This window comes from Drancourtella sp. An57, from assembly GCF_002161525.1.
GTDB lineage: Bacteria > Bacillota > Clostridia > Lachnospirales > Lachnospiraceae > Sellimonas > Sellimonas catena.
In genome coordinates this window covers 74,253-88,604 of the sequence record NZ_NFHY01000010.1, presented here as the reverse complement: position 1 = coordinate 88,604, position 14,352 = coordinate 74,253, and the positions used below count along the sequence as shown (strand labels likewise).

Here is a 14,352-nt window from a genome sequence, read left to right as displayed (position 1 = left end):
ATCCAAGGCAAAGAATCTTTAGATTCACTTTACTCTTCATCCGTACACAAAGGGTGATTACTGGCTGTTATACTGATAAATTGATAGTCATATCTATAACCTTATCAACAAATCAGCTATTTCCAAAATCTTCCAGTTCTGGAAATATTCTATCACTTTCTTAACATACTCTAATGAAAAAGCATCTACCATCAATCCATTCTTTCTCATCTTCTCTTCATATATAACATTTCTGTTTGTTCTTCTGGTGTATAGTCTAGAAAAAAAGCAAATTCAATTCATCCACTCTAACAAGGAAGCGATAGATAGACCCAATACTGCCGTAATATCCTCTTACTTTCAATTCTCTGAATATCTGGGTGCCGTTAAACAGATATAGTTCACAGCACCATTCAATAATATGTTTTTTAATCTGTTCTTTAAAATCATTAATTTTTGTTCAACAGCTTTCTTGCTGTATTTGGGGACATTCCAAGAATTCTGGCAGTCTCTCTTGGGGACTGTGTCTGATTATAAACTCTCTGGACGGCTATACAAACTCACAAATTATATGCCTTTTTCAATAAAAAATAATAACAGAAACAGGGGCAATTCTGAGTATAAAATCAGAACTTGATCTACTTTCTACTGCCACACTTTCAAGCAGGACAAATCTCTTCGCAAATGCCGGGGCAATTATCAGTATAAATCAACATATGTAGGCTTGTCACCAGTATTGCAATATCAAATATGTCCCTCTTCCTGATCTGTTTATTGATCTGGAGATGTCACGGACAGACGTCAACTATAAAAAGTAATGTCTAAGTATGCCAATCCTGTTGTCCTAATCCTGGATGAATGGCTTCTGTTAAAAATAATTAATTCAGAACGAAAGGTTATCTTCAATCTGATCCACCAGAGATGTAAAAAAAGCAACAACACCCTTCTGCTCCCAGTATGATGAATTTGATGAATGGTATAACCATTTTTTTGAGGTATAACAATCCACTAGCAGATGCGATCATTGATCGTATTGCCATAACAGCTATCGCATCAACATCACAAGCATTGATGCCAAACATAACATCTCCATGCGTGAGGTCTATGGTTTGGACAAAACATTATAAGAATAAACTCGCATGAGATGATTTCCACTTCCTGGGCATCTGATTTCCAGATTTCCGGAAGTACGATTTTCTCATATGGGGAAGACAAGTTTAGTCATCAAGCCGGTTAAACTGATTACCCTTTATATCGGGCTTTTCTCACGTGCTATTTGGCATCAGTTTGATGGGCAATGATCATGTTTTGTGATTGCCCTCTATATCGGGCTTTTCTCACTTTATAGCCTTTGCCCTAATATTACTAGTTGGAGGATTTTTTGTAGAAGTGAACAAATAATTCGTGATTGCCCTCTATATCGGGCTTTTCTCACTTTTATAGCCTTTGCCCTAATATTGATGGTTGGAGGATGTGATTGCCCTCTATATCGGGCTTTTCTCACAGGCATAATGCGGGAAAATCACCCATATGCTGCACTCTTAGTCAAGGTGATTGCCCTCTATATCGGGCTTTTCTCACTTGGTGGTATCATTTCCGGAATAGGTTTAATCCTTTTAGGGATTGTATGTGATTGCCCTCTATATCGGGCTTTTCTCACAATAGAATTTTCGCTATTCTTTATTTAAGTCTATCACTTTTAATTGTCACATTCAAGTTTTTTATATAGAAAAGTGGGGCAACCGAAGAAAAATCTTCTTTATAAATGTCCTATTTTGGGCATTTTTTAATTTTAGCAAATCAGCGATTCGGTTGACCCACTTTTATACATATGATACCAGGATCAGAAATCCTTTGCGCCCAATATCATGTATACTTAAATGGTTTATACTTTTCATCCTTTTCTATACAGCACAATATCTTGTGAATTTCATTTTTTATAATACGGTCATACGTGATCTTTTGTCCATTCACAGACAATTTTAGATTCAACTTTTGTTCCAATTCCCTTATGAATATGCGTTTTCCCACATTGTTCAGATAAATGCCCTCTTCCTCTGCTGTCTCAAAATGTGTATTCCTATGCACCTGAAGATTATGTATTACTGAAAATATGGCCCGATCCACTATCAGAGGTTTAAATATCTCAGCAATATCCAAATTAAGCGATTCGCTCCGGCTATTCGCGGAATGTACAATTCCAATTCTTATATCTAGTGCCGTCTTGTAAATCGCATTTGCAATTCTTCTATAAAGAAATGTATTTCCAAAACTAATCAAAGCATTTACTTCGTTTTTGGGCGGCCTTCGAGTTCTTTTCTCAAAAGGGAACTCCTCGTTATCGATCATGTCATCAAAAGTTTGCAAATACCGCTGTTTTGCTCTGCCTTCTATCATCATAAGCTGATTTATATCTTTTACATTTTTCATCTGACTCATGTAATCTGTCATAGACTCTATCACTTTTTTTAACGATTCTTTTTTTGAATGTTTATAAAAATATCTTAGATTTTCCCTCTGATTATGCAAGGATGCTATCTCTATTTTTATCGCCAACTCCAGTCTTTTAGGCGGGTCATTGTATAAGGTTACCTGTTTCAGCAATATACTTGTTCGCTTATAATGCTCTTGCGAATGGAAGCTTCCCAGAAAATTTCCATACTTATCAAATATATTGACCGTTAATTTGCGCTGATTAGCATACTCCAGAAATGACTTACCAAAGATAATATTGGAATAAATATTGATCGATGAGCAAGCTTCCACTGGAATAAAAATCTTGTGGTTTTCGCCTTCAAATAAAATTGAAAAATCCTTTCGATTTAGTATTCCATCACTGATAATATGATAATCCTGTTCTATTTTTTGTATTGCAGAAGGATGCCAGGTTCCATAGTATTCACATTTCTTTTTTCCTGCCTTTATGGCGATAACTACCTTTGCTGCTTTATCTCTCTTGAATTCGTATCCCAGAAAAGTTCGCACAATTGCCGGATAGATGCCACTCTTTTTTTGATTTATTTTAAGTCCTAACTTTGTCTCCAGATAATAGTTTGCATCCGCAAAAGCTTTTCCCGCCTCTTCCTCTGTATTGCAGTAAATATTGATATTGTCTGCGAAACGACAAAAACTATATTTCGATTCCATATATGCGTCAAAATCCATCATATATACATTACTGAAAACAGGACTTAAGGGACTCCCCTGCACAAGCCCCAATGCTTTTTTTCTTTTCTTCCGTCAATAACGATCCATGAATACAAATAGTCGTGAATAAGCCTTTTCTCTGCTTCATCGCAGATTTCTTTCTGCAGAAAATACTCCAGCCTTTGCAGATTAATATTTTCAAAAAAATCCTTCACATCTATTTCTGCCACAAATTTTTTCCCTGAATCAATAAGCGCTGCTGCATATCGAACTGCTTTCTGTACTCCTCGATCTGGTATATAAGCAAATGAATACTTTGAAAATTTCTCTTTGTACACGGTCATCACCTTGTTTTTCAAAACATCCTGAATGATCCGATCTGTACATGTGTATTTTGAAATCAGTCTTTTTTTCCCTTTTTTAAAGATCATCTCCTCCAACAGCACCACCGAAGGTTTATACTTTCCCTCTCTAAGGAGAGAAAGTATTTTTTCTTCGTTCAATTTCCAGTAATCTGCAAACTCACTTATCAGAATTCCATCTGCACCGCAATTGTTGGGTTTAGACAAAAGTCTGTTAACCGATCCTTCAAAATTTTCCTTACTAAAAATCACTATGATTCCTCACTATAAAATATTATCTTTATGTCTTATGACACCTATAGACTCTTTCCGTGTATACTTTGTATTCTGGATTTCATAAATATAGATACTATCGTCTGCAGGCACAATAACCTTTTTCAGTTCGTTCTTTAACTTGTTTAGTTTCGCTTCCGTAATTATGCCTTCGAAAACGGAGTTTTGCACATGTGTCAGATATTTTCTGCAGATTTTCATCGTCTTCGTCACTCGTTTCTGAGCCACATCATAGGTTACTATCACAAACATTTTTTATTCCAGTTTGATTCCGACAAACGGATTCCAGGTGATATGATTGGAGTACGATTCTTTATTCTTCTCCTTTTTCCCTTGATTGTTACTACCTTTTCCCCGTTTACCATTTTTACTATTATCATAGTTTTTGTCTCTGTCCGCTTTTTTTTCATTCAAATCCTGAGCTTTTTGAGAACGAACAATTATATCTCCACCTTTATCGTTTACAGCTCTATTCGGAAAATACAGAATATCTCTCACCGTCTCTAAATAAAGACGATTTTTTGCATCGATCTTTCGTTCTCCTTCTTTAACCTTATATGTAAACCGATCAGAATTTATCTCCTCCAATAGGAATGCTGCCCTATCTTTTGTTTCTCCTTTTCCAACCTTTTTTTGATCTTTACTGATAATCGGTTTAATGACCACATTATGCCGAAGCAAAATATTTTGCAGATGATTCAGTACGTTCTTTCGATATTTCATATCATATGTAAAGAATCGATCAAAGATCTCGCCATATAATGATAAAATACTGTCATTTCCCTGATAGTACTTGAAATGATCAATCTTATTTCTCAGTTCAACAATATTATCATGCTCTCCGACTACTTCAAATAATTCCAGCCCAGCATTATAAAGTTCATATTTTTTCTTTTCTACCGTACTTGCCCATTGGCAAAACGCCCCAATCTTTAACCCCGCACTGCCTGTTTTACACCGCGCTTTTAGTTTCCCTTTTTCAGGTACATATACAGGAAATCCATTTATATACATAGCTATAATTTGATACAAAACAGCATTCTCAATGAAAACTGTATCTGTACAAATTGTTTTATATGCATCTGGTTTTTTTGATTCATTCATCAGGCATCTATAATGGAATCCAAGCTGAAAATACAGTAGATCCCGCTCTCGTAGATAGGACCAGTTAATCAGTTGCCCTAAAAGTTCGTTAATCAGTTCTCCATAATCTGACAAGTCACGCAGTTCCACTCTGTTTTTTAATCTCTGATACTCCAGAATTTGTTGCTGTTCCTCCCAAGAAACGGTGTCTCCCTTATTTTTAGTTTGAAGAATTTGCTCTTTTTTTTCGTTAAATTCTCGGCACTCATTTTGGCTTATTTTCTTAACCACTTTTTTCAGCACCATATCCGGTGCATATAATTTTGCCTGAATAATGTTTCTGTTTACCTTTGGATTGGAGGCATCAACATACAAATCGATTTTCCCCTCATTACCAAATGCCAACAGAGCACTATAGTCCAATGGCATAGCACTATCCTCAAAATCCACATACCCTTTCAGATACGATGCATAAGCCTCTTTATCTTTAAAATAATCCGTAAATTTATCGGATATTCGAACTGATAACAAAAGGCAGACTTCCAGTATCTGGATCCATTTTTTTACCTGCTCCACATTTCCAGCAAAAAGATGCAATTGGTACTCTCCTAAACCGTCTGCTCTTTTTTGTATATCACTCACATACTGCAAATAGGAACGCATAGACCCTATCAGCAAATTTAGCGTCCTTGCATTCATAAATTTTCCAACAATATACCACTTTTGCAGATCTGGACTATTTTTGACTTCAGATATCAGAGCATCATATTTCCTTGAATTCCAATTCGGAAGAAAGCTATCCTGGCTTACTTTAAATAGTTCCTTAGTTGGATTGTACACAAACTCTAATTCTTTGCTATTCTTAATATACGAAGCAAACGCCATCTTTAACGCTTCTTTCAACAACATCTTGTAATGCTGATAAATAGGCTCATTAAACATACTGTCGTTTGCACTCTGCACTTTTCTTTCTTTATTGTTTTGCTGATTATATTCTGTCATAAAGGATTGACATATCTCAGCTAAGGATGCATTTTTAGATATTTCCCAATATCTTTTCGTAAAGTTCTCTATCGCTCTTTCCTGTTTTATATCTGTTCCTTTTAATGCTTTAACTGCATCTTCAAACAGCGCTTTTGCACTGGAATCCTGCAAGAAAGCGTTATAGTAAACTTCTTTGAACAAATAATAGCATGCGCTGTACCACTGGTCCTGTATTGTCAGATCATAAACCGGTTCCTGTAATTTCAACAATTGTTTCAGAAAGTCAGGAAATGACTTTCTTGGCAGAATTGTGTTATAGGAAAGAATTTGTGCGGCCCTGGAGCATTCTTTTCCGTATAATTTATCTAAAATTACATTTAAATCCTTCTGCGTGTAGAACAGAGCCAGATTATTTGAATAAAACTTGTTCTTTTCAACATCCAAACAGATTCCTGCCTCTTTTTCAAACAAATTTCCAAACAGCCTCGTATTCCAGCTGCCTTCATCAATAGCCGCTGTTTTAAAATGGAAAGTTTCATTTCGTACCGCATAAATTGCACGCCTCAGATCATTTAAAAATTGCAGTTCGTAATTAGAATCTGAATACGCATTTTCAAATAAACTCTCATCCCATGATGACCTGCCACCAAAGAATTGTAAAATCGCGGATAATATTTCTCCTTTTTCTGTATATTTTACGTGCCGGGCTATTGTCTTATCATCCCACAGCAGAAAGTCTGATTCTCTATCCGACAAATTCTCCATCTGGCAGGTTGCTCTAGCCAAATTATTTGTAGAAAATGCCACATCAACTGCCATCTCTCTTTGTAAATCTTCCTGCGCTTTTACCATTTCATAGTCAAAAGAAGAAATTCCCTTAATCGCAAAGTCATTAATCTTTCCTGGTTTTTTATCATAGGAATCGTTCCATATATCATCTAATGCAAAATGATACACTGCTTTTCCAAGCGCGATATACTTGATACTTAAAAGATTTAGTATATCCTTCCACACCTTTTCAGACAGATATCCGATCTTCAATTTGAATAGTGTACCTACATTACATTTTTTAAGTATACGTTCTACCGCATTTTCCATATGATGAATCCAATACTGATTCATAGCCATATTCTCCAAGAAAAATCTATGATATCTCTCGTCTGCGGCTAATGCATTTGCAAAATGATAGCAGGCAATATTACGGCGTCTAATGTCAGTTCTTAATTGTTCTAAGCTATGTTCCTTTTCAACTTTGTTTATTATATTATTGTTCTGCTCGGCTTTTAACAAAACTTCTGGAATTTCTACAAAATATATATTTACTTTTTTTGCGGTCTCATGTCTCTCCCACACGTTCAGCTCAGAAGAAAAATTAATATTTTCTGGCAACGAGACTTCAGTTCCCTTGACATAAGAAGAAGGCGCGGCAAAATATGTATCCAACAAGCGACGCAGCTTTTTTAGACACTCCATCCTACCACTCTCATCAATTTGCGCATATTCCGTTAAAAAAGCATCCAAGCCCGCTTTTTCAATTTGTTTTGTCTTGGTTTTTTTTCCGACATTTGATATTTTAGACAAAGATAACTTATTTTCCTCTGGCTGTATAACCATGTCCTGATGTTCAATGGAACGAATTATCATTGTTCCACTGGACTCTTTCTTATCTGAACTATTCTCATCCGGATTCCACTTATTATAGTCCTCACGAATCAGTGCCAGTAGTTGCTTAATCTGCCGTTCATCGTCTACGGATATATTCTCTTTCCCTATATTTTTCAAAAAAACCGTTGCAGCCTTTCGTGAATCAAATATTTCTTTATTATAGGTCGAAACAACCAGGCTTTTTCTCAATGTAATCAGAACAAAATCCTCTATTTTGCCTTTAAATTGGGGCAATCTTTGGTTCTGCATATTGGATATTATCTGATTATCCGAAAGCATCCTCTTTGGTTTCTCACTAAAAATAATTTTTCTTACTGTAAAATTCGCTTTTTTCGCATAGTTCTCACATGCTCTCCTCAATTCATAATTTGCCTTCTGAACCGTTTTCTGTGCTTCTCGCTTCTTGTTTTCGGTTTCTGATAAGTAATCTTTCCACTCGTACTCCGAAGGAGCTGTTCCTGCCTGTATTTGATTGAAAACATTGTACAAAATTTTTGTATTTTCACTTCTTTCTGTAAGATATCCTGTCAAATCAATTCCAGAACCGCCAGGTACTTTATAAACAACTCCCCCTGCTCTGTTTTCCATTACAGCAACTGCCGTCCTTTTATGCCCTTCTTTCGATATCTTCATTCTGCTTCACCTCATTCCTATGTATTTTTACTTTGACTGTTCAAATGTATATAGAATAATGTTACTAATAAACATCTGGAAAGTAGGTTTATCCTGATTGTGGACAGCTTCCTCACTGTCTAACGCTACCTATTCTTTCCTAGATATTGTATTATAGCCAGCTATAAATCTTTTCTCCTTTCCACAAACAAAAACGCTTAGTATTCCTACAGTTCATAAATTCTAATTTTTACCAGAATACAAAAGAACATGGACCGCTTACAATCCAATTGTACTGTAAATCATTTAAATAAGTTCTGTAAGTATATTCCCAAGAATCAAAATACTATACACTACTTATGTAACATTCTTTTGCTTAGCACTAAACATGATGTAAAATTTTTTCTCTTCTATTTTCCCATTTCTTCTTTAATTTCCCGTATCAGACGTAATGCTCCTGTAACTAATGTCAAATAATATCCTTCATAAACCCATGCACTCGTTTGTCTTATATAATCTACGAGTTCATCCGAATATCCATCTTTTACTATTTTTCTAACAGTATTCTTTATATCTAAATCCAAGTCTTCATATACATATAAATGCAAGGATCTTTCCGCATAAGACAATAAAAATTCTTTATCCAATGGATTTTCTTTGATATAACGACTAACTTCTTTTTTAACCTCCTGTAGTACTGAATCTTCTATATCTTCCTTTTCATCTTCTGATACCCATTCTCCATCAAAATACATCATTTCAAGAATTCCATTATCTCCAAATTCTATGATATATTTATTTTCTCCATATAATTCAATGACCAATTGAAGTTCTGTTCCTGCATAATTATAAAATTTATCTCTACCATATTTATAAAGGATAGTTTGAATTTCACCGAATGGAAATAAAGGCTTTCCATCTATCGCAAGATATTCATCATCGTTTTTATATATCATAATATCTGCCAACTCATTTACATTTTCACTAAAAACTTATAAATTCTTCCCTCTTGGATTTATTCAATATTTCCTTAATCGTTTCAATAAACTTTTCTTTTGTCATGTTCTTTCCCCCTTACATATTCCTCTACTTTCTCAATTAACTCTATCGCTGTGGCAATCTGATCTTCTGCCTCTTCTCTCGTTGCTAGCTAGCAAGCATCATAATCGCTCGCATGCCGGATTTCTTCCGCCTCAGCAATTCTTCTTCCTAAAGCTCGTGGAAAAATTTCTGTCTTTATATAATTCTTAATAAATTTTGTCCCTTTTCGTTATGCTGCATCAAACAGTTTTACCCCCTCCCTTTCTATATTTGTGTAAAACGGGTATACGTCCACCCACTTATTAAAATGCTCCTTATTCTTGACTATCGGCTTGATATCCAGATCATAATCCATGTTAAAATCATAGGTCATGCCCGACAATTCATGGCGGTATTTTTTTATGTCAATATCGCTCAAATCCAAAAGCACCATAATATCAATGTCCGAATTTTCCGTATAATCTCCTCTCGCATAAGAACCATATAAAATAACCGTCTTTAAATGCTCTCCATATATTTTACTGAGCAGTTCCACATACTGCTTTACCAAATCGCTTGTTACTGTCGGCATATCAACACCTTCTCTCCTTAAATTCTCATAGGCTCTGACAAACCATCTCTAACAACTACTTATATTATACTTGGTTTTGTTCTGTTTCGACAGGCTTTTTTGCTTAGTCGGTTCAAAATCCCGTGACACAGATAACACAAACAGCCATGACGGTTCTCTGTCAGTACCATCATGGCTGTATTTTATCTTTTATTCTATTCGCTCTTAGTAAAGCTTTGCTCCTGCCGGAATCTTGTCATCCACGATCAGTACATTCAGTCCTTCTCTTCCATCTACAAGGTGAGTTGCTGAAATGATCATACCGCAGGAATCAATTCCCATCATCTTTCTCGGAGGCAGGTTGACAATCGCAATCAGTGTCTTTCCTACCAGCTCTTCCGGCTCATAGTAGTCGTGGATACCGCTTAAGATCACACGGTCTTCCCCGCTGCCGTCATCGAGAACGAACTTCAGAAGCTTCTTGCTCTTCGGCACTGCTTCACACTCTTTGACTTTTACTGCACGAAAGTCGGATTTGCTGAATGTTTCAAAATCAACCATATCTTCAAATAACGGCTCTACTTCCACGTTGGAGAAATCGATATCAACTTTCACCGGTGCAGTCTCTGCCGGTGCTGCTTCTGCTACTGACTCTGCCGCTTTTCCTGCTGTCTGAGCTGCATTGTGTGCCTCATTCTTTGCTGCGCCCTGTGCTTTCATTGTCGGGAAATATTTTATGATCTCTTCGTGATCACTCATTATCCCTTATCCCGGCTTGCAACTGATTAAGGAATTTATTCACAATCCTTCGTTATCATTCATTATTCAATTCATTTTGTTGTCATTTTGCTGTCATTCAAAACTTTTGTTGTCATTCTCGAATTTGTGAGCCCTTCTCAAAAGATATCTAATTTAGCTGCCAAATTCTCGAATGATTCTTGTTTCTTCTTTTCTGTTGCTTCAGCGTAGATGTCCAATGTAGTCTCAATATTCTTGTGACCCATAATGGACTGGATAACTTTTAAATTCGTTTCGTTTTCGCAAAGTCTGGTGCAAAAAGTGTGCCGCAAATGATGGCATGAAAAATTAGGTAGAATAATCGGATCCCTGTGTTCTTTTTTTGCCCGCACCACTTCATCAGCATTATAGTTGTTGGCAATACGTTTTATTGTGTGATTGACTGTCTGCGGATTTGGCACCGAACCAAAGCGGTTACAGAAAATAAAGCCCGTCATTCCGTCAATCTCTGTCTCATTGAATCCGTTTTCTTTTTGTTCTTCATAGAGCATTTCAAAAGCGTCTTTTACGATATCCAACATCGGTATAGTTCTGATGCCGGCATCTGTTTTCGGAAGTGAAACCCTTAAAACACATTTATTACTTCCATTCGTCGGATAATATACCAGGCTATGATTAATACTGATTACCCGATTTTCAAAGTCAATGTCTTGCCAGCGTAATCCAAGGGCTTCCCCAACCCTGCAGCCTGTTCCCAATAAGATAGTAAACATAGGCCACCAGTGATAATAAATCGGATGATTAGCAATATACTCCATAAAACATCTCTGCTGTTCAATGGTCAACGCATGTCTGACGCCTCTATTTTTCCCTGACTCTCTGCTTATTTCCTTCATTACACCGTCTGTAGGATTTTTTCTGATAATCTCATCCCTTACCGCCAACTGAAATGTAGGATGAAGCAAACAATGCACTGAATCAAGTGTTCCTAATGAAATACCCTGCTGATTAAGAAGATGATAGTAAAACTGCAAAACATCAGAATATTTTATCTCTGCAATTCTTTTCAATCCAAAAGTATCCTTCACATAGTGATCATAAGTATATAAATAAGAACTTCTTGTAGACTCTCTCAAATTATATTTAGTAGAGATATAACGATCAAAGGTTTCATTCAGAGTAGCCTTCCCGGCCACATATATGTCCAAACCGTCCAACTGATCCTTTAACAGTTTTTCTTCCTTTTCTCTTAATTGTGTAAGATCATTTGCATAAATAAATTTTCGTCTGCCAAGCGGATCCGTATAAGTATACATATACCGCTTATCTGACGTTCTCTGCACCTCTCCTTTTCTTAACGACCTTCCCCGCAGATCTTTCCTTGTCTTTGCCATGTTATTTTCCTCCTCCCAATATGAAAGAAGGACTCACTGATTATTCCTGCTTAGAGATAAAAGCCTCCACTCCACGTAAAACAACATCTGTAGTGGTCATATTGTGTTTTTCGGCGTATGCAAGCATCTGAGAATATAACTGGTCAGACACACGAATACTCAAGACTTTCTTCTTTGTGTTTTCAGACTTTGGTCTTCCCATCTTAGTCATAGCTACATTCATACCTCCTATAAATCATATTATACTTTTTGTATGACAAAATGTCAACAGGCAACAATCTTATCCGAGTCCTTTTTCGCACTGTAAATAATCAATATTCTCTAAATGTTTCAAGATACTTTTCAAAGATCTCACAGTTCACTAAGACAACTTTATCAATTTTATATGTCGCCTTAGCCTCTTTTGCTAATGCCTGGAATTTTGTCAATCCAAGACTGTATTTTTCAGCGCCTTCCTGATATCTCACAAACTTCTTTTCACAGCGCTTCGTTGCTTCAACATCTTTTCTCGCAAAACCCATAAATAAAAGCCCCTTTCTACAGATTAGATAGGGAATAATACTATTCCCTTCACTTTTCCATAAGAAAGAGGATTATTTCACAAGATGCCAAATTAATTATTATAATTTATTTTGAAATATTATCCCTTAACTTCCTCCAACTCCTCTCAGTTCTCCCGGACCATCTGTACCCGCTTCTTCCTGATGCCTTCCACCTCAAAAAGGTGGCCTATGTCATCTTCAATAACAGCAATAGTGTCCGTTCCAAACTGCTGCACAATCCTCTTCACAAACTTTTGCCCTATTCCCTTTATCAAGCTGCTACCCAAGAATTTCTCGATGCCATAGATGGTGGCAGGCATGGTCTATTCCCATTTTCCGCTATGAACTGCCTGCCGTATTTAGCATCTTCAGCTTCTGATAATGCGACAAATATCTGTTCAGGCATTGTGCCGTCCAGTCCGTATTCAGATTTTTCGATACCTCATCGCAAAACGGCTCAAGATAGCCCGGCGAAGGAGGATGTTATAAAGTTCGATACTTTTTTCTAATCTTGGTTTCATACTTACGTTTCTCAGCCTACAATTTCCGTATATTTCATCCCTCGTCCGCCCATTCTGATTTCATCAGAGAAAATCCAGTTGCTGCCATTCTAATAATCACATAATTGGTCAGTTAAATGCATCCATTAGTTATCTTCCTCCTCAAAAACTTCCCAATACCCTTTACGACTGGTTCCAGCCCTTTTTATCTTGTTCGCCCGTTTTAATTTTTGAACATAATATTTCACCTTACTCACTGACCAATCTAAACTTTCAGCAATCAGTGTATTGGTCATATCAGGATTTAGTTTTATCCAATTCAAAAGTTTCTGTTCCTCTTCCGTCAATCCAGTTTGGTTTGATTGGTTTGATTGGTTTGACCGACCATTCTGACCAAAGTCAAATGAATAAGCATCATTCAGCGGCACAATAATACGAAAAACATCGCCTTCCATAAACGTTGGCTCAGCCCCTGAATAGTATTTACTGTACTTGTAAAGATTTCTTACACCGGAACCAAGTCGGTCTGCCCTGCCAATATTTCTAAAAAATGAAGAAATAATCGGGTTCTTCGGATTTGGCTCCAGATTTTCCGGGGTAATGATACCCTGTTTAGAAGCACGGCTGGCATTTTCCACATACATTCTATCTTTTTCAATCACAAATTTTGCTGCATATGTGCTTGTAAACTCTCTATGCATCAAAGTATTACTAATCATCTCCCGAGCTAAAATGTTTCTTAAACTGACATTAACCTCATTCTCCAGAAAAAATTTATCAAGAAGATGCTTTCTGGCAAATTCCATCAAAAGATCAAAGCTTTCAATCAAATTTGTTCTAATGATTTCCCTGTCGTCGTATCTGTCTACATTGACCTTTCTGACCAGAGCATCTGTTTCATATGCAGGACAGGCATTAAGGATAATATGGTCTTTCCCCAACAGCATAATTGCAGCAAGGTTGTAGCCTTTTTCTCCAGTACTGATATCCATGCCATACAAGCCTGCACTTTGTAAAAGTTCCTGATCTTCCATATGATCCCATGGATGCTTTCCCCCTGCATGGGTCAGTGCCATTTGACGAATTCTTGGCAAAAGATCCAATCTCAAATCAGCCATCGTAACAAAAGGATAAATCTTCTTTTCCGTAAAGATATTTTGTTTACGAATATACATTGCTGCAATCTGACTGGTTGCTGTCACTTTTACATCTGCATCATCCACACGGTCATAAACCACCTTCTTATAACTGTGAACTTCTGCGCTTGGCGGAATGTGTACATGAATGATACTATGTCCCTTCTCATCCTTAATCACTTCAGGAGTCAAATAAACGGTCGGGGAAAATAATGCTGGGTTACTGATTACAGCGATAAAGTTTTTCACCATATCAGGAGCCGCTTTTTCCGGCACGCCAACTACAGTTCCATCATCCAGCACTCCCATAAAAATGTCTCCGCCAAAGCGATTCAAAAAAGAGCAT

10 protein-coding genes, 2 pseudogenes and 1 CRISPR repeat array are annotated in these 14,352 nt (G+C 36.7%); all 12 genes and pseudogenes read right to left on the bottom strand.

Annotated features, from left to right (window positions below):
• Positions 1-1,217 precede the first annotated feature (1,217 nt).
• Positions 1,218-1,639: direct repeats of the CRISPR family, unit length 31 nt; unit sequence GTGATTGCCCTCTATATCGGGCTTTTCTCAC.
• 206 nt (positions 1,640-1,845) lie between these two features.
• On the bottom strand, positions 1,846-2,964 hold the full coding sequence (cas1, locus tag B5G11_RS09865) for a CRISPR-associated endonuclease Cas1 (protein ID WP_242959030.1): 1,119 nt from the start codon (positions 2,962-2,964) through the stop codon (positions 1,846-1,848).
• 36 nt (positions 2,965-3,000) lie between these two features.
• Positions 3,001-3,557, bottom strand: a pseudogene (locus B5G11_RS09860) (reverse transcriptase/maturase family protein); the annotation flags it as partial.
• A gap of 195 nt (positions 3,558-3,752) precedes the next feature.
• Positions 3,753-4,013, bottom strand: a complete 261-nt coding sequence (gene cas2, locus B5G11_RS09855; RefSeq protein WP_087253218.1) for a CRISPR-associated endonuclease Cas2 — start codon at positions 4,011-4,013, stop codon at positions 3,753-3,755.
• Positions 4,014-4,016: 3 nt separating this feature from the next.
• Complete coding sequence (gene cas13a / locus B5G11_RS09850; RefSeq protein WP_087253216.1) at positions 4,017-8,126, bottom strand: type VI-A CRISPR-associated RNA-guided ribonuclease Cas13a; 4,110 nt, start codon at positions 8,124-8,126, stop codon at positions 4,017-4,019.
• Positions 8,127-8,515: 389 nt separating this feature from the next.
• On the bottom strand, positions 8,516-9,073 hold the full coding sequence (locus B5G11_RS09845; RefSeq protein ID WP_144289682.1) for a hypothetical protein: 558 nt from the start codon (positions 9,071-9,073) through the stop codon (positions 8,516-8,518).
• A gap of 302 nt (positions 9,074-9,375) precedes the next feature.
• Positions 9,376-9,717: a nucleotidyltransferase domain-containing protein gene (locus B5G11_RS09835; RefSeq protein ID WP_087253211.1), complete on the bottom strand. Its 342-nt coding sequence runs from the start codon at positions 9,715-9,717 to the stop codon at positions 9,376-9,378.
• A 204-nt stretch (positions 9,718-9,921) separates the two neighbouring features.
• Positions 9,922-10,323 (bottom strand): annotated as a pseudogene (locus B5G11_RS09830) (hypothetical protein); the annotation flags it as partial.
• A gap of 269 nt (positions 10,324-10,592) precedes the next feature.
• A complete protein-coding gene (locus tag B5G11_RS09825; protein ID WP_087253208.1) occupies positions 10,593-11,828 on the bottom strand; it encodes a tyrosine-type recombinase/integrase in 1,236 nt (411 codons plus the stop codon).
• Between the two features lie 40 nt (positions 11,829-11,868).
• Positions 11,869-12,039, bottom strand: a complete 171-nt coding sequence (locus B5G11_RS16525) for a hypothetical protein (protein WP_204229597.1) — start codon at positions 12,037-12,039, stop codon at positions 11,869-11,871.
• Between the two features lie 100 nt (positions 12,040-12,139).
• A complete protein-coding gene (locus B5G11_RS09815) occupies positions 12,140-12,349 on the bottom strand; it encodes a DUF6462 family protein (RefSeq protein ID WP_087175153.1) in 210 nt (69 codons plus the stop codon).
• Between the two features lie 146 nt (positions 12,350-12,495).
• Positions 12,496-12,690, bottom strand: coding sequence for a hypothetical protein (locus B5G11_RS09810; protein ID WP_087253204.1), 195 nt, complete (start codon positions 12,688-12,690; stop codon positions 12,496-12,498).
• A 326-nt stretch (positions 12,691-13,016) separates the two neighbouring features.
• Complete coding sequence (locus B5G11_RS09805; RefSeq protein WP_255396425.1) at positions 13,017-14,342, bottom strand: winged helix-turn-helix transcriptional regulator; 1,326 nt, start codon at positions 14,340-14,342, stop codon at positions 13,017-13,019.
• Between the last annotated feature and the right edge of the window lie 10 nt (positions 14,343-14,352).